Below are 15,908 nucleotides of genomic sequence, written 5' to 3'. Positions count from 1 at the left end.
CTCCCGAGGCTGGCGCGGCATGTCGATGACACCGACCGGAACCCGGCTACTGGCCGATCTACGCCACCAGCTTCTCGACCCGCCGACCCCGATCCGCAAACCCGACATCGACACCCAGATCACCGGCGGCGAAACTGTCGGAGTCGTCGCCTAACATGACCGCCGAGGAACCGAGTCGGTCGTCATTTACACCGACGTTGGGACGCAACCGCGTAGTTGCGTGATGTGCTGGTGGGCCAGTTCCAGGCGGCCATGCTTCTGTGACGCGCACTCGACTTGGCAGCGCGGCAGCAACGAAAACACGAACGGCTTGCTGCGGGACTGCTTCCCCGGCACCAATCTGGCCGACATCTCGCCCGAGGAACTGCGGCGGGTCGCCGAGGAACTCAATGACCGGCCCCGCAACACTCTTGGCTGGGCCCGGCCTGCTGAACTAATCACCGACGCCGCGCTGAGGACCGCACAGCGGCGCGCGCTTAGCTTAGGTCAGCCACCAAATCCATGCGATGCGCCGCGCTTGCCGGAATCGAAGCGTTGTGGTCCGCGTGCGTTCATAGAGAGCGCTCCAAGGGTGCCAGATTGGGAGAACCTAATCTGCTCACTTCGTCAGCATCGAGGGCGTCGGACCGGATGCCGCGGGGCGAAGGTCACCTTGGCCTTAGCCTGTCGTCTTCACCCGGATACCACGGCACCCCGCCTGACGCAGCGTCGTCCGCAATGCGGATCAGGAGGTGAGTTGCTGGGTCGGCTGTTGAGCATCGAGGCGTGTGATGAGCCCGGCGACTCGTCCGAGGACGAGCGGCAGACATTCGTTGAACAGAAGGTGGTGGTCGGTGTCGAAAACGACAAGTTCTTTGGCAGGGGCGGCAATGCGGGCGAAAACCTTTTGTGTGTAGTCAAAGCTAAACAACGGGTCTCTGCGACCCGCGACGACCACAACCGGACACGTGATCGAGCCATCGCCCATGGCTTTCATGTCGGCGGTGAACAGGTCGGCCAGGAAGGCAAGCGGGTAGGCGCGCAGGCTCAGCGGGTCCATAAGGAATTGCTCGGCTGTCCACGGTTCGCGGCATACCCGGGCCAGGTCGAGGTAGACGCTGAACCGGATCGGTAGACGCGGTGCCAGCTTGGCCAGCACCCGAAAGCCGCGCATAAACGGCCCGTATGCGGACTGAAGGAAAGTCGGGAACCTCGACACCGTGATCGAGGCGGGCAGTGCGGGATCGAGGATGTTGTGGGCGACGACACCGGCGAGTTCGTGGTCGCGGGTTGCGACGATCATCGCCAGCACACCGCCTTGACTGGAGCCCACGACCACAGGGCACCGCCCGAACCGTACCCGGGCCCACGCGGTGGCGTCGAGCGCGTTGGCAACGAGAGTGTCCAGACGCAGTAGCCGCCCGACCCGCGGGCTCTTGCCGTGCCCCTCGGGGTGGACGCCCACGACGGTGATGCCGTGGGCGGCAAGGCCATCACAGAACTCTTCATAGAACAGCGGATGGGTCATGGTTCCCGGCAGGAACACCACCACTGGGCCGCCCGATCGGCCATGCCACACCGACAGCACAATCGGCACACCCGCGGAGGTAATCGTCACCTCCTGGTAGCGCTCCGGGTGCTCAACCTCATTGCGCAGCCGCTCATCTCTGTCGCGCATGCCATCACCACTGCCCTTGCTCATCGACGTAGGCGGCGCGCCCCGGTTGCTTGTTCGTCGCCACCGAGCCCTCCACAACGGGCACATCGAACCACACCGTCCCATGCGCGGAGGATGTCCCGAGTTTCGTGGAACCTCGGCGGTGATCCGGTGAGCATCAGGCTGCGCTCACCTCGTCATTATGCCTGGCGGGTCCGATACGTGCGGCGGTTTAGCCCTCGAGAGCTGCTCGGACTGTCCGTAGGTGCAGGTGACCGTTGACGCGGCGGCGCCAATGACACCCGGGCGCGCCACAGCGGAGTCCTGGCTGTCGGGCGAGGCGACTTCTGCTCTTGTTTCGAACGATCTCGGAGGTCGAACGAAATTTCGCCAGCGGTAAGGGTGGATTCTGTCAAAGCTACCCGGCGATCGCGTGAGAACGATGCCGACGACCCTGAGAGTGCGCAATACCTGCATGTGCGCTGCTCGTCGACAGATCTCGCTTCTGACCCGCGTGACGACTGGTCCCGCACGTTGGCGCGGGAGGTTCCCGAACGTTACGTTGCCAAATCTGTACTATTCGGTACACGGGCAATTCGTCGACATCGCCCTGAAATCGCTTGTCACGGGTCGTATGTCGACTCGGCGTCGGCGAGGGCCTGGGCGGCGGTGATCAGGCCGAGGTGGCTAAAGGCCTGCGGAAAGTTGCCGAGCAGGTCGCCGGTGGCCGAGTCGACCTGTTCGGAGAACAGTCCCAGGCTGCTGGCGCAACCCGCGGCACGCTCGAGGACGGCGCGGGATCGCTCGGGTTGTGCAGTGATGGCCAGCGCGTGTGCCAACCAGAACGTGCACAGCAGAAAGCTGCCCTCGGCGGCGTCGAACCCGTCGCCGCCCAGGTAGCGGTACAGCAGTCCGCGCGAATCGGTCAATCCTTCCTCGACCGCGTCGATGGTCGAGAGCAGCCGCGGATCATCGTGGGGGAGGAAGCCCACCAACGCCATCAGGAGCACCGAGGCATCCAGCGCGTCCGACCCGAAATACTGGGTGAATGCGCCGACGCTCTCGTTCCAGCCGGCGTCGGTGATGGCGTCGCGGATCGCGGTCCGTTCGGCGTGCCAATGCTCGACGCGTGCTGCGGCGCCCAGCTGTGGCGCCATCGCGATGCCGCGATCCAGGGCGACCCAACACATCAGCTTGCTGTGCAGGTAGGGTCGCGGCGCCCCGCGGACTTCCCAGATGCCCTGATCGTCGTCGCGCCAGCGGGCCGCGGCGGCGTCGACCGCCGCGACCAGAAACATTCGGGTGCTCTCGGCGATCGTCATCAGGTGCACCTGCAGGGTGTATGCGGCGTCGAGGACCGCTCCGTAGACGTCGAGTTGGCGCTGCCCCCACGCTGCGTTGCCGACGCGCACCGGGCCACTGTCGCGCCATCCCGATAGGTGCGGAAGTTCTCGTTCGGTGAGGTCTCGCTCGCCACCGACACCGAACATGATCTGCAGGTCGAGGCCGCGGTCGAGTTGGGTGGCGGCGGCGCGGGCCAAGAACGCGAAGAACTTGCCCGCCTCTTCTGGGCAGGCGGCGATGAACAGTCCTTGTAGGGTCATGCTTGCGTCGCGCACCCACGTGTAGCGGTAGTCCCAGGTCCGGCCGCTGCCCACTCCTTCGGGCACGCTGGTGGTGGCTGCCGCGATGATGGCGCCGCTGCGCGCATACGTCAGCCCCTGCAGCACCACTCCGCTGTGCAGCACCAGCTCCCGCAGCGGGCCGTCGTAGCGTTGGTGCAGCGCCGACCAACTGTCCCAGGCCTTTTCGGTCGCACGCAGACGTCGCCGGATCATCCGGGCGCTCCAGCCTCGCGGTTCGGGATCCCAGGGATCGTATTGCGCGAGCGCGAAGCTCAGCCGCCGGCCTGCGGTGAGGGTGACCGTCGCCGACGCCGATCCGGCATCAACGCGCAGCGCCAGGTCGGTGCTCAGCAGCAGGACCGTCGCCCCGCCATGGGACATCACTGCGCCGTCGGCGGCGACCAGGCGGGGATGAACGAGCCCGAATTCCGGACGCGGCACGTATTCGACGCGCATCGGCACCGCGCCGCGAAGGCATTCGACGTGGCGCAGCAACACCCCCGGCGATGACTGGCCAAGCTGGTGACCGCGGGCGTGCGCTCCCAGGGCCATCGCGTCGGTGACCCGGACCTCTCCCTGCGGACCCGACCACACCGTTTCCAGAACCAGGCCCGGCGTCCGATACCGCCATGTTGACGCGAAGGTGGGCTCGGTGGGTGCCACCAGAAAATGGCCCGCGGCGTTGTCGAGCAGGCGTGCGAACACCGGCGCGCTGTCGAATCGGGGCAGGCACAGCCAATCGACCGACCCCGCAGCGGTCACCAGAGCTGCGGAGCGGCAATCTGACAGCAGTGCGTGTTGACCGAGAGGCAATCCACTCATGTCGGATGCATTCCATTCTCCTACGACAACGTGGGCCGCTACAACGACCCGGGTCCCGGCCTGCTGTGACTTGGGAGTCGGGACCGTCGAGCAGTGTCTCCACAAGTACGGCGGCCCACCAGTCTGTACCGATGAGTCCACTGTGAGTGTAGGCGCGGTGCGGCGCGCTGCTCGCTACGACAGAGGGTTGCCGGCGATCAGGCGGAACGGGTGCGGGCCGTCTGCGCTCAACGGCGGGTACGGAATTCATTGAGCAGGCGTGTGCGGAACTCGGGCTGCAGCCGATCTTCGCCAATTCTACCGAGAGTGCGCACGGTAACGCAGACGTGGTCGAGGTAATTCTGACAGCCGTCCTAGCGTAGGCGACATGTGTGATTCACGGCGGCGCGCTTCGGCGGTCACATCGTTGAGACCGGCACCCAGTCTTACTGCCTGGCCCACACCGTGGGCCAATCGCATTGGTTGGTTGGTGAACGGGTAGTCAGTCCAGCGGTTTCATGAATGACCAGAGGCCACCTTCTGGGTCGCGTGCGCTGTACTCGCGGTAGCCGTAGGGCTGATCAATGGGCGGGTAGAGGATCTCAGCACCCTCGTCGAGGGCGTGGCGGTGGTGGGCGTCGACGTCCTCGACCATCACCGCGGTAGTTCCAGTTGCCGCGCCGAGGGTCTTTGGCGACGCCAACCCGAATCGAGGTGAGACCTGATGCAGCCAGATCACGCCATCGCCTGCTTGCACTTCGCCGTGCACCCAGTGGCCCTCTGCGTCGTGTTCCAGGCGGCCGGCGCCCAGACCGAACACCCGCACCAGCCAGCCATGCATCGCTGGGATGTCGTCATAGACGAGGATCGAGATCCGCCGCTGCACACTGTCATCGAGCATGGTCATCTCCTCCATGGTTTCCAATAGTTGGTCGCTGCTCGGAGTGTCGCCCGTCCCAGTGGCGTTGACCATGGCTGCCAGTCGCCTGCGCAGCGCCGCGCCGACCGCCTGCTGGTGATCGATCTGCTCGAGGTGGGCGAGCATGGCGTCTCGCAGGTCCCAACCGGGTTCATCCAACGCTTTGCCGATCTCGGCGAGCGGCAGCCCGGTGCGGCGCAGTAGGCAGATGCGGTACAGCCGCCGCACATCGATGTCGTCATACACCCGGTGGCCAGCCGAGCTGCGCCGCGACGGGGTGAGCAGCCCGATCTGGTCGTAGTAGCGCACCGTGCGAATCGAGAGCCCAGCGGCGCGGGCCAGCTCACCGACCTTCAGACCGTCCTCAGTGCCACCCATAACCCCGACGGTAGGACGTGACGCCGCGTCACCTGCAAGCGACGCTCAACCGAGCGGGCAAATCTCCACCGGCTGGTTCACAGTCAGTCACTCCGGTTTGGTGGGGCCAGCGTTCTCGCCGGGCCCAACTTCAGTTGGCCCCTCGCTCTGCATCCTGGAGGCCAAGGGGTCAGGGCAACACAAGTCAGTGACGGATTGGTGCGCGTTCGCTACACACCCCACGGTGACCTCCGCGCAGAAGCGATGCACGGATTCCGTGACTGGCGACTTCCTTATTCTGCTCGGGCGCTCGACCAGCGGTAGCGACGCACTGTTTCAACTCAATTCCTGGAACGGCAGCGATGAGGTCAGGCTGCTGGACATCGCCTTTCATCGATCGATGAAACCCGAGGGCATCACGACGTTCCGCAGCGGCGGCGAGAAGAAGATCCTCGTCGTCGATGACGGCGGCGGCTACGCGGTGTTCGACTACCCCGAGACGGATCAGTAGAAGTAGAGGTTCGACCCGGGGAGTTCCTGGTGCACCCTGGCCCTGCCGCCCGGCGTGAGGTCGAGCCCGTACTTCGCCATCTCGGTGGTCCGCACGCTGACGAGGTTGAAGAAACCGGTGTAGGCGAACCGGCCCGGCGGGTTGGCGGGGTCCGTGACGGGGACGGGTACCGGGGCGATCGTGAACTCTTCGGCGTGCAGGCCGTTGTTCGGTGCGCACGTGTAGAGGTACTTGTGCCCCGCCGGCGTGACCTGGGTGCCGGTGGCATGCAGAACACGGCCGAAGCCCTGATTGGTCAGTGACTTGCCGGTCCCGAGGTCGCTGAAGACCCACAGATCCGCCGGGTCGTCGTCGTCCCGCAGCGGCTGGTGGTAGACCTCGAAGTTCGCCGGCGCGGGTATGCCCGGCGGAATCGACTCGGTGTTGCTCGCGTGCAGGCAAGCGCTGGTGTCGTGCTTGAGGATGTACACCGGTTTCCCGGGCCCGGGCAGCCCTGCAGAAATGAATCCCGCCGATTCCGCCAGCCGTAGCTGCTGCCGCACGGAGTCGATCTCCGCCACGGCATTGGGCACGCCGAACCCAACCAGTAGTGCCTGCATCTGATCGATCAGCGGTTTCAGGACCGTCTGCTGGCTCTCGCGGCTGAACAGCGTGTCCCGGTACGCCCGGATCTGGTCGAACAACTGCTGACGACGGGCGTCGTCGTTGCGCACGAGTTGTGCGATCACCCCGTCACGGCCCAGCTTGAACGGCCTGTCCGGCTGGAGCGTCTGGTCGATCCCCCACGGGATCATTTTGAACTTGACGTTGCCCACGCCCGGAGCCGCGACGGCGGTCACGTCGTTGTAGATGTAGGTGTTGTTGGTGTTGTCCGCGTACCCGTCCCAGTGCTTGAGGAAGAACTCCATCGCGTAGATCTTCAGGTACTGGTCCATGTCGAGCACTTGATCCGCGCCGGCCAGACCGTTCGCCTTGATGTGGTCGATCGCGAACTTCAGGTCGGCCTTGTCCTCGAACTTGGACAGGGACTCGACCCCGATGAGCTGCACCCTCTCGTCGAGGAAGTCGTCGTGGTGCTCGAGTTCGTACAAGTTGCCCTTCAAGTTGGCGTTGAAGTTCCGCTCGATGTAGCGCTTCATCACCGGCTCGGCATTGACGTAGATGCCGGGGCTGTTGACGCCGGCGACCCCGTCGCCGATCAGGGTGCCATTCACGAAGATCCGGGCGTAGTTGCAGCGCGAGTTGGGCAGCCCGACCATGCCCAGCATCCGGTATCCCAGCGTCTGCTTGACGTAGGACCGATCCTGAATGGAATTGTTCAGCGTCACGTAGCGCGACCCGATCAGGGCTTCGATTCCGGGGACGTTGGCATCGCCGAATCTGCCGAAATCGACGTGCAGGCATGGCTTGTTGCTGTCGATCGAGCCGCAGAATGACTTCTTCTTGACGCCCACGTCGATGAACGTCGTCTTCGCGGGAAACGTCGTTCCGGAGATCTCGACCGAGGTCGCCTTTCGCCACGTGTATCTGGCGCCTTCGGTCCATTCGAAGTTGCACCGACCGCCCTTGGGCTCCTCGTTTCGCACCGCATCCCACTCGGCTTGCGGCATCTTGATCTTGATCGTGATCGCATTATCGAGCGCATAAAAAGAATCGAGTGCTTGTTGCTGCAGATTGGTCATTGTGAAATCTCCCGTCGCGGCCTTCCAACAGCATGCTGCGGGACACCGCGTTCGACCCGAGTAGTGCGGTACTCGTCTTCAGGAATCGCCATGCCACGACTGGGCGTCGATGATTGCGTTGTTGCCGAATCGGCTTATGCAGCCAAGATTGACAAGCTGTCGCGACACGCCGAATTCCTGTCAAAGTACCCCGGCGATCCTTGTCAAACTTCGCTGCAGCTCGACAAACGCGGTAGATGAGGCTTTTTTCGGGTGCTGCTGGCTGTTGTAGTGATAGCGAGTTAGCACCGTTTAGCTGACCGCTTGCGGCGTTGTCACCGCCGCTCGGGTCCGAGCAATCGTCTGATTACAGACCGGTGGGGTCCGTCCGCTGCTCGTTCAGCAAGAAGGCGACACCCTGCTCGATCGAAGTCTTTGTCTGATCCCGGATGTGTCCCAGGGGGCGGTCATCGATGGTTGCGACAGCCCCCGTGTCGATGGGTTCGCCGAACCAGTAGTACTGACGCTCAGGTTCAGCGGTCGACGACATCGTCGCTGCGGCCGAGTACCTGCGGGCCGACCACAGGGCGACCGGAAAAGTTGGCGAGGCAGGGTTCTGCATGGGCGGCGGATTCTGCTTGTTGCTGGCCGACCGCGGGGTGTTCGACGCGATCGCACCGAATTACGGGCCGTTCCCGCCGGCCACCGGTGTACCTTCGCGCTCGTGTCCCATTGTCGCCAGCTGCGGCGCCGAGGACCGACTGCTACCGGGCCGCCGCCAAGCTCGAGAACGGTTGGGCGCGCAGTGGCGTGGCGCGTGACATCAAGGGGTATTGGGGCGTGGGGCCACAGCTTCATGAACAAGTGAGGGACACCGTCGCCGCTGCGAGTCGTCGAACGTATCGCCTGTCTGCACCATTCGGCCCCGCAGGCCGAGGACGCGTGGCACTGGATGCTGGCGTTCTCCGACGAGCACCTGCGGTGACGGGCAGCGCAACGCAAGCCTCGGTGCTCAGTCCTTGCGCCGCCGCGGCTCGGAGCGCCGCTTCCGTCCTTTGACCTCCTCGGGTGAATCTTCTTTCGCCGCGCCGGAGTCGTGAGAGAGTCCAGTAATGCGCCCGAATGTGCCCACCCCAGGGATGTCACGGACAGCTCGGAAGGCTTGATCACCCCGCGCCACCAGCGCCTCCAGTTGTGGCAGCAGCCGATCGATGGCTTCAAAGGTCGGATCAGCGAGCGCCATGTACCTTTCGAGCCTGTCAAGGTTGGTATTGAGGCGCTCGGTCGCCGCTGCCAAGTTCCCGATGAGGTCGGGCAGTTGCGCGACGATGTGAGCAGACGCCGTGGGGACACGTAGCGCTCCGCTGGTTAAGTCCTGTGCCGCTTGCGCAGCGGCTTGCGCAGCGGCCCGGATGTCGCATCGCTGCGAACTTCTTGAGTCAGTCATGTGATCAACTCTGTCCCACACCCAGGCACTTCTATCTAGTTTTGGCAGAACGGCCAATTGAACGGCACTACACGATCAACCGCTTGATGCTTAGGGTCTGATCGGGATCACGCAACCAAATCGGCCACCGTCGCCGCGCTGCTCGCCGATCTGGAGGTCACCCGGTCGCATTCGCGGCCACGGGTGTCCAACGACAACCCGTACTCGGAATCACTTGTTCAAGACGTTGAAGTACGGGCCGGAATTTGCCGAACGCTTCGGATCACTTTCCGAGGCAGGGCAATTCATGAATACCTTCCCCCAGTGGTACAACCACGGCATTGTCACACCGGCATCGGGCTACACACACCCGCCGACGTGCACTACGGGTTGGCCACCGACAAAGCCGTCCACCGGCGCACCGTGCTGACCGACGCCCGCGCCCGAACCCCACACCGCTTCGGCACCGCCCAGGCGCCGAAGATCCTCGATCTGCCCAACACCGTCTCGATCAACCGACCAGCCCAGGACACCAACCAGGAGCCCGACACGACAGCTCCTACCTCGTAGTCGCAGACGGGCGGACCATTCTCTTCGACCTTGGGCTCAGCGCCGGCCCGCGATCCACGCTGCAACGCAACGCTCGAAAGCTCCGTGTAGACCTCGGTGCAATCGACATGATCGTGATCTCGCATTCTCACCCCGATCACTGCGGCGGCCCCAGCGCCTGGTTGCGGGGCAGCTTCGACCTCCCTGATCAAGTCAGAGCTGGTATTCCGGAATGGACGCCAGTTCCCATGCGTCACCCGAACGCGCATTGTGAATTCAGCTGTAATGCTGGCCTTTTAGCGTCGGGAATTGCCACGACAGGATCCATCGCCCGCCAGTTGTTTCTGCTTGGCCGGCCGCCTGAGCAGGCGTTGATCGTGAACGTAATAGGCAAGGGCATAGTCGTGATCGTGGGCTGTGGCCACCAAGGCTTGACGCGGCTGATCCTGCGCGTTAGAACGCTGACTGACGAGCCGATTTACGCGGTGCTAGGCGGCTTTCATCTACCCGTGCATGGCTTGTCCGCGCAAGAGATTATCGGCGGCGCGAAGTGGCCGTGGCGACGCACCACCGAACAGGACGTTACCGAGGTGATCAGCGTCCTAGGCGAGTGCCAACCACGCCTGGTCGCCCCCTCCCCGCATGACAGCTCAGCATGGACTCTAGGGCGCTTCGCCGCAGCCTTCGCGGACGAATACCGCAGCATCCGCGTAGGCGATGAGGTGGTCATCTCGTCACACACGACGTGAGCACGCCGACCTGTTGCGTGACATCGCATCAACAGGGTTTCGAGTCGTGACCTGAATTGCGCTGAGTGCCGAAGTCCCCTTTTTGTTGAGGGCTTCGGTCCCTGGCGATCGCTAGCGCAGGAGTCAAGACTGAGACGCAACACAAGGCGTCGGCGAACGGAAACCAACATGAACCGCGAAGCGTGCAAGTTCTTCTCTGGAGCGTTTGCCGCTATGGCGTATGCGCACGGCGCCTACGCAGTGGCGACCTCCGCCGGCGTCATCAACGAACCCATATTTCTCGGCAGAAGGTGGGGTGTGGGATACATGTGGACGGAGGCGGTCGTCTACTCAGCGGTCAGTGCAGGGTTGGGGTACCTCGCCTGGAGCGGCAGAACTCAAGAGCCACAACGGGAACCGACAGCATCGGCGATCGCGGGCGAGGGTCTGCAACCTGTAGGTGCGGGCGCTGAGCCGACCCAGGCGGCGTCCCGCTGAGCAATGCCGAACCTCCGGGGCTCAGCGCCGTTGCTGTTCGACGAGCTACTTGATGCACGCGGTCGCCGCGTTGTTCTCGTAACGCACTGCCTCCTCACCGAGAACACCGGTTATGCGGGCGGAGCGACGCGTCCCGGGGCTGTGGCCGAGATTGTCAACGAAATCGTAGATGCGGGCTATGGCATCCATCAGCTGCCTTGCCCCGAGCGGCTCGCCTGGGGCGGCCTGATCAAACGCGGCAGTCTTCTCCTCTATCACTCCAAGGCCACTATATCCGGTGCGCAGTGTTCTGCTCCGTGCCTGCTCGCGTCATGACCGTCCGGTCCGGGTGCACAACGACTTCGCCCTGCTGGTGCAGGGGTTCGACGAGGAGCACGCGCCGGAGGTGAAGATCGATGTCGCCCGAGGCGGCGGGACCAGGCCGATCAGGCGCGGCAGTGGTGCCGCGTTACAACGGATCCGACGTAGCCGCTGCGATCCGCGACGGGTTGCGACGGATGCTCGATGCCGCCCGGGCCTAGTGTCGAGGGCCGGCGCGGACGGCGAAGGCATTCGGCCATGGCCTGGATTGCCACGCCGCTGCGATAACAGCACTTGAGTAAATAAGTGAGGTTTCACGAGGTGGGCACGGTCACTCCTAATTCAGTTGACCACCTGAAAGAGGATCATGCCGACGCAGAGGATCACGCCGAGGTAGGGGACCGCGGCGGGCACGGTGATGTATCCCTGGTGTGCGGTGCCGCGCCGCTTGATGGCGATCAGTGACGCGTTCACCAGGGTGAAGATGATCAGCACCAGCAGGCTGGTGAGTTGCGCCAAGGACACCAACGGCAGCAGCGCGGTGCCGACGATCATGGCGACGAGCACCACCAGCGTCGCGGTCACCGGAGTCTTGAAGTCCGCGTGCACCTTTGCCAGCCGGCCGACGATCCAGCCCTCTCTGGCCAGCCCGTAGAGAATACGTGAGCCCATGATGATCTGCACGATGACCCCGTTGACGGCGGCGACCATTCCGATGAGGCTCAACAACGCGGCATTGCTCGCACTGCTTCGTTCGACGACGAGGCTCAGCGGCGCATCGCTGTCGGCCAGTTCGGCCGGGGACACCAGCGTCGTCGAGACGATGACGACCAGCAGGTACAACACCGTCGAGACGACCAGTGCGATGAGAATGGCCAGCGGCACGGTCCTGCTTGGGTTTTTGACCTCCTCTGCCACATTGACCATGTCCTCGAAACCGATGAAGGCGTAGAAGGCGAGAAACGCGCCGGCGAACACCCCGCCCACGCCGACGGCGGGATCGATCGCCAGTAGGCCCCGAACATCGGCCTGCGCGAACGCATTCCGGCCGAACCAGATGACCAGCAGTAGGCCCAACACTTCCAACCCGGTGAGAAAGGCCGCGGTCTTGGCCGACTCGCCGATTCCCTTGATCGCTATCGCCCCGAGGGTGATCAGCAGCCCGACGCTGGCCGCCAGAGTCGGAACCGAGACGAACGACTTCAGATACCCTGCAAAGCCCTGCGCCAGTGCCGCCGCCGACGCGATGCCGCCGCCGACCATCGCCAGGCCGATCGCCGTCGACAGCCAGCGTTTGCCGAACGCTCGGTGCAGATACACCGAGACGCTCGCGCTGACCGGGTAACGCCCGGACAGTTCCATGTAGGAGAACGCGGTGATCCCGGCGGTGACCATCGCCAGGACGAACGCCAGGGTGGTGCTCGACCCGGCGAATCCCGCCACTTTCCCGACAAGCACATAGATGCCGGCGCCGAGGATGTTGCCGAGGCCGTAGAGGGTCACAAGGGGCAGCCCCAGCGATCGGCGCAACCCGGCGTCCTCGCCCACGAGTCGATCCTAGTGCCCTCTTCGGGCCAGCAAGCTCCTTCGGACGGTCAGCCAAAAGCCGATGCTGCGGATCTGGATGGACGGCCGGCCGGCGCGACCTCACCGTGGCGGCCGGGGGTGCGTTCGGCGGCTTCGACGCCCGGGGCGATCGAGGCGAAGACCGGTTCGACCTGGGCGAAAGCGTCGGCGTCACCTCCGATCATTGACGAAAATTCGCGTTCCAATCCCCACACCCCACCGCTGGTGCCGCAGTCCAGCAGCCGGATGCCGTGCTCAGCCAGCGTCTTGGCGTGCTGGAGATCGTCCCGGTAGTAGGAGTTCCCGCCGTCGATCACGGTGTCACCGGCGGCCAACTGCTTGGCCAGGTCGTCGATCACCGATGTGGTGATCTCGCCCGCTGGAACCATCACCCACACCGCGCGGGGGGCGGTGAGTTTGTCCGCCAGCTCCGCCAGGGACCCCGCCCCCGTGGCGCCCTCCCCGGCGAGAGCGGTAACCGCCGCCGGATTGTGGTCGTACACAACGCATTCGTAACCGTCGCGCATCAAGCGGCGCACGAGGTTCGATCCCATCCGCCCCAACCCGATCATCCCCAACTGCATGGGCGCTCTCCCTCTCGGTTCGGTCAGTCGTTCAGCCAGGGGTGCTGCCAGCGGTGATCTCCTGCGAGCAGCGACTGTGCCTGGCTTGGTCCCCATGACCCGCGTGGGTAGGTGTGGATCGGTGGAGGGTCGGTGAGCAGCGGTTGCACGATCCGCCAGGTTTCCTCGATCGCATCCTCGCGGGCGAAGTACTGATGGTCGCCGGTCAGCGCGGCGTGCAGCAGCAGCTCGTACGGTGTAGGCGGTTCGCCGAAGTCGTCGCCGAACAGGGTCTCCAAATGCACAGTCCGCCAGTCATGTTCACCGTGCGCGGCGATCTGCAGCCGCAACCCCGGGTCGGGATCGATGCGAAGAACGACCTGATTCGCCGCGACACGGGTGGGTGTGGACAGGAACGGCAGGCGCGGTGTGCCACGCAGGATCAACCGGACCTCGGTGACCCTTTCCGGGAGTGCTTTTCCGGCTCGAAGGAAAATCGGCACCCCGGCCCACCGCCAGTTGTCGATCTCCAGGCGCAGCGCGACGAACGTCTCGGTGCTCGAGCCGGTGGCGACGCCGGGCACGTTGGCGTACCCGTCGTACTGGCCGCGGACACAGTGCGCGGGATCGGCAGGCAGTATCGCGCGGAGTACTTCTGCCTTCTTGGTGCGCAGCTCATCGCCGACGCCGCCGGAAAGCGGCTCCATCGCGACCAGCGCGAGCACCTGCAGCAGATGGTTCTGCACCACGTCGCGCAGCGCCCCCACGGCATCGTAGAAACTGCCGCGGTCCTCGACACCGAAGTCCTCGGCCATCGTGATCTGGATGCACGAGACGTTGGTGCGGTCCCAGACCTGGGCGAGCAGCACGTTGGCGAAGCGCAGGTACTGCAGCTCGATGACCGGTTCCTTTCCCAGGAAATGGTCGACCCGCAGAATTTGGTCCTCGCGCAGCACGCGGTGCAGTCGGATATTGAGTTCGCGCGCCGAGGCGAGGTCGTGGCCGAACGGCTTCTCGATGGCGACCCGCGCCGTCGCGAGAAGTTTCGCCTCGCCGAGGTGTTCGACGATCGGACCGAACAGCGACGGCGGCATCTCTAGGTAGTACAAGGGTTGTTGGTAACTGCCGACCTCGTCCGACAACCGGTGATACAGATCCGGGTCGTTGACGTCTCCGTGCAGATAGGACAACCGGGCGGCGAACCGTTTGAACACCGTGTCGTCGACACCGTCCCCGCCTGCACCGACCGCGTTATGCGCGCGGCTGATCAGTTCCTCAGTCGACAACTCGTCGGCTGCGACCCCGACGATCGGGCAGTCCAGCAGTCCCCGCTGTTCGAGCCGGTAGAGCGAGCGGAACGTCATCTTCCGCGCGAGGTCTCCGGTGATCCCGAAGATGACCAGCACATCCGCCGTGGTCGGCTCGCCCCCCGACGTCATGAGCGACTCTGCACGCAGGTGACATCACGAACAGCGCGGTTCTCCCCCGCGAGTGACACGAGCGGGACGCTAGCAGAGATCAGCGGCCGGACTGCCAATATTGGCGGGGTCATACGCAAACGCCAAGGGGGGTTAACCTACGTCGGCGTGCGACTGCCGGGTTTGGGGTGTGTCATTGATTGAAAGCGCCTGTTCTGCAAGGCGTACGAATATCTGGAAGGGCGTTGAGCGGCGCGCCCGCGGTGAGTAAGCCAGAACGACGAACTCGTAGCGCGACCCGTCTCTCCGCCGCAGAAAAGGATCGAGGCCGTCTGCGTTTAACACTGCGCGATAGGGCCTACGGACGTCGAATGCAGACGAGCCGAAACGACTTTCGCGTCCAGGCGATTTCGGCCACCTCACGTATTCAGCAGTGTCTCAAGCTCTCATCCACGCGCAGCCGCTCGGTACGTTGTCCAGAAATCTGCGCGATCAAGTCGAAGTCCTTGTCAACGGCAAGGACTGTGAGTGCGGCGATCTCGGCGGTGGCGGCTACGAGCAGGTCGGGGATAGAAGGTGCACGGTGCTGGCCTCGATCGGCCAGCAACAGTTGCAATTCAACGGCTCGATCCTCGGCGGCGGGCGTTAGGTATTCAACTGGCATGAGCGACAGTGGTGGCGAAGCTATCTCGAAACGTGCTTGTGTCGCGGTGCGAAATGAATAGCCGATCTCGAGGCGAGTAACGGTGCTGATGCGCACCATGCCACGTTCTATACGGTCGATCCAGAGCTCGGCATCCTTGGAGGTTGCTAGGCGAGTGTATGCGGACTTGTCGATGAGCCACGTGGTCACCGCCATGCGCCCTCCATCACCTCGGGATCGTCGAGATCCGACGACGCGGCGGCGGCGCGGCGCAGGTCATCGACGGTGAGTGGGCTGTGAGGCTGCCCCTCCGCTCGCTCCGTCTCGAATCGGCGACGCAGATACTCCTGCCGCGACAATCCCCGTGCCTCGGCGGCCGCGTCGATCTGCGCCACCGCGGCGTCGGATAGCCCTCTAATCAATACGTCGGCCATACCGTTCTACCTCCTGATATCGACGATATCATCCCTCTCCGGGGGCGAGGACTCGTCGGCATACTTCAACAGACTCGGTGCGGGAGCGCGCACCCATTTCAAGATCTGGCGCTCGGCCGAGGAGATTAGACGGTGCCGAACAGGAAGCGGACGTTCAACGTCGCCAGGCCGAAGATCTTCCGGCCACCTGACTTCGCGGCGACGATGACGACACCGGTGCGGGTTGCCGGGTCCAGCGATTTGATCCGGCCGCTGTACTCGATGTCTGCGCCG

Annotated in this window: 12 protein-coding genes and 4 pseudogenes; 6 read left to right on the top strand and 10 right to left on the bottom strand. The window is 64.2% G+C overall.

Features of this window, described 5'->3' with window-relative positions:
* Positions 1-256 precede the first annotated feature (256 nt).
* Positions 257-445: pseudogene (locus VET27_RS12510) on the top strand (transposase); the annotation flags it as partial.
* Between the two features lie 279 nt (positions 446-724).
* Here VET27_RS12510 and VET27_RS12505 read toward each other — a convergent pair.
* The 3 genes from VET27_RS12505 to VET27_RS12495 form a co-directional block, all read right to left on the bottom strand.
* Positions 725-1,681, bottom strand: coding sequence for an alpha/beta hydrolase (locus tag VET27_RS12505; RefSeq protein ID WP_526518490.1), 957 nt, complete (start codon positions 1,679-1,681; stop codon positions 725-727).
* A 578-nt stretch (positions 1,682-2,259) separates the two neighbouring features.
* Positions 2,260-4,083: a glycoside hydrolase family 15 protein gene (locus tag VET27_RS12500; RefSeq protein ID WP_526518488.1), complete on the bottom strand. Its 1,824-nt coding sequence runs from the start codon at positions 4,081-4,083 to the stop codon at positions 2,260-2,262.
* Between the two features lie 481 nt (positions 4,084-4,564).
* Complete coding sequence (locus VET27_RS12495; protein ID WP_526518486.1) at positions 4,565-5,359, bottom strand: VOC family protein; 795 nt, start codon at positions 5,357-5,359, stop codon at positions 4,565-4,567.
* Positions 5,360-5,615: 256 nt separating this feature from the next.
* On the opposite strand from VET27_RS12495, the gene VET27_RS12490 reads away from it, so the two are divergent.
* Entirely contained in the window at positions 5,616-5,849 is a 234-nt protein-coding gene (locus tag VET27_RS12490) for a hypothetical protein (RefSeq protein ID WP_526518484.1), read from the top strand.
* Here VET27_RS12490 and VET27_RS12485 read toward each other — a convergent pair.
* Positions 5,843-7,531, bottom strand: a complete 1,689-nt coding sequence (locus VET27_RS12485; RefSeq protein ID WP_526518482.1) for a CotH kinase family protein — start codon at positions 7,529-7,531, stop codon at positions 5,843-5,845. The two genes, VET27_RS12490 and VET27_RS12485, sit on opposite strands and share 7 nt — an antisense overlap.
* A 527-nt stretch (positions 7,532-8,058) precedes the next feature.
* On the opposite strand from VET27_RS12485, the gene VET27_RS12480 reads away from it, so the two are divergent.
* On the top strand, positions 8,059-8,331 hold the full coding sequence (locus VET27_RS12480) for a dienelactone hydrolase family protein (RefSeq protein ID WP_526518492.1): 273 nt from the start codon (positions 8,059-8,061) through the stop codon (positions 8,329-8,331).
* 191 nt (positions 8,332-8,522) lie between these two features.
* On the opposite strand, the gene VET27_RS12475 is transcribed toward VET27_RS12480, so the two are convergent.
* Positions 8,523-8,957 carry a hypothetical protein gene (locus VET27_RS12475; RefSeq protein ID WP_526518480.1) on the bottom strand — a complete coding sequence of 145 codons (435 nt, stop codon included), beginning with the start codon at positions 8,955-8,957 and terminating at the stop codon, positions 8,523-8,525.
* A gap of 96 nt (positions 8,958-9,053) precedes the next feature.
* Here VET27_RS12475 and VET27_RS12470 point away from each other — a divergent pair.
* The 3 genes and pseudogenes from VET27_RS12470 to VET27_RS12460 all read left to right on the top strand — a co-directional run.
* Positions 9,054-9,506, top strand: a pseudogene (locus VET27_RS12470) (integrase core domain-containing protein); the annotation flags it as partial.
* Positions 9,507-9,523: 17 nt separating this feature from the next.
* Positions 9,524-9,595, top strand: a pseudogene (locus tag VET27_RS12465) (hypothetical protein); the annotation flags it as partial.
* A gap of 18 nt (positions 9,596-9,613) precedes the next feature.
* Entirely contained in the window at positions 9,614-10,234 is a 621-nt protein-coding gene (locus VET27_RS12460; RefSeq protein WP_526518494.1) for a hypothetical protein, read from the top strand.
* 1,119 nt (positions 10,235-11,353) lie between these two features.
* Here VET27_RS12460 and VET27_RS12455 read toward each other — a convergent pair.
* The 5 genes and pseudogenes from VET27_RS12455 to vapB form a co-directional block, all read right to left on the bottom strand.
* Entirely contained in the window at positions 11,354-12,559 is a 1,206-nt protein-coding gene (locus tag VET27_RS12455; RefSeq protein WP_526518479.1) for an amino acid permease, read from the bottom strand.
* Positions 12,560-12,645: 86 nt separating this feature from the next.
* Positions 12,646-13,161, bottom strand: a pseudogene (locus VET27_RS12450) (NAD(P)-binding domain-containing protein); the annotation flags it as partial.
* A gap of 23 nt (positions 13,162-13,184) precedes the next feature.
* On the bottom strand, positions 13,185-14,579 hold the full coding sequence (locus tag VET27_RS12445; RefSeq protein ID WP_526518477.1) for a glucose-6-phosphate dehydrogenase: 1,395 nt from the start codon (positions 14,577-14,579) through the stop codon (positions 13,185-13,187).
* Positions 14,580-14,985: 406 nt separating this feature from the next.
* Complete coding sequence (locus tag VET27_RS12440; RefSeq protein ID WP_526518475.1) at positions 14,986-15,417, bottom strand: PIN domain nuclease; 432 nt, start codon at positions 15,415-15,417, stop codon at positions 14,986-14,988.
* On the bottom strand, positions 15,408-15,635 hold the full coding sequence (gene vapB, locus VET27_RS12435; RefSeq protein WP_526518473.1) for a type II toxin-antitoxin system VapB family antitoxin: 228 nt from the start codon (positions 15,633-15,635) through the stop codon (positions 15,408-15,410). Before vapB ends, VET27_RS12440 begins: the two co-directional genes overlap by 10 nt.
* Positions 15,636-15,908 lie beyond the last annotated feature (273 nt).

This window comes from Mycobacterium sp. (genome assembly GCF_035633495.1).
In the GTDB taxonomy this organism is placed as follows: domain Bacteria; phylum Actinomycetota; class Actinomycetes; order Mycobacteriales; family Mycobacteriaceae; genus Mycobacterium.
Note: the sequence above shows the minus strand (reverse complement) of the source record. Positions and strands in the feature narration are given on the sequence as shown.

Coding starts and splice junctions, on each gene's coding strand:
- VET27_RS12495 (WP_526518486.1), bottom strand. CDS start 5,359: ATGGGTGGCACTGAGGACGGTCTGAAGGTCGGTGAGCTGGCCCGCGCC.
- VET27_RS12440 (WP_526518475.1), bottom strand. CDS start 15,417: ATGGCGGTGACCACGTGGCTCATCGACAAGTCCGCATACACTCGCCTA.
- VET27_RS12505 (WP_526518490.1), bottom strand. CDS start 1,681: ATGAGCAAGGGCAGTGGTGATGGCATGCGCGACAGAGATGAGCGGCTG.
- VET27_RS12460 (WP_526518494.1), top strand. CDS start 9,614: ATGATCGTGATCTCGCATTCTCACCCCGATCACTGCGGCGGCCCCAGC.
- VET27_RS12475 (WP_526518480.1), bottom strand. CDS start 8,957: ATGACTGACTCAAGAAGTTCGCAGCGATGCGACATCCGGGCCGCTGCG.
- VET27_RS12500 (WP_526518488.1), bottom strand. CDS start 4,083: ATGAGTGGATTGCCTCTCGGTCAACACGCACTGCTGTCAGATTGCCGC.
- VET27_RS12485 (WP_526518482.1), bottom strand. CDS start 7,531: ATGACCAATCTGCAGCAACAAGCACTCGATTCTTTTTATGCGCTCGAT.
- VET27_RS12445 (WP_526518477.1), bottom strand. CDS start 14,579: ATGACGTCGGGGGGCGAGCCGACCACGGCGGATGTGCTGGTCATCTTC.
- vapB (WP_526518473.1), bottom strand. CDS start 15,635: ATGGCCGACGTATTGATTAGAGGGCTATCCGACGCCGCGGTGGCGCAG.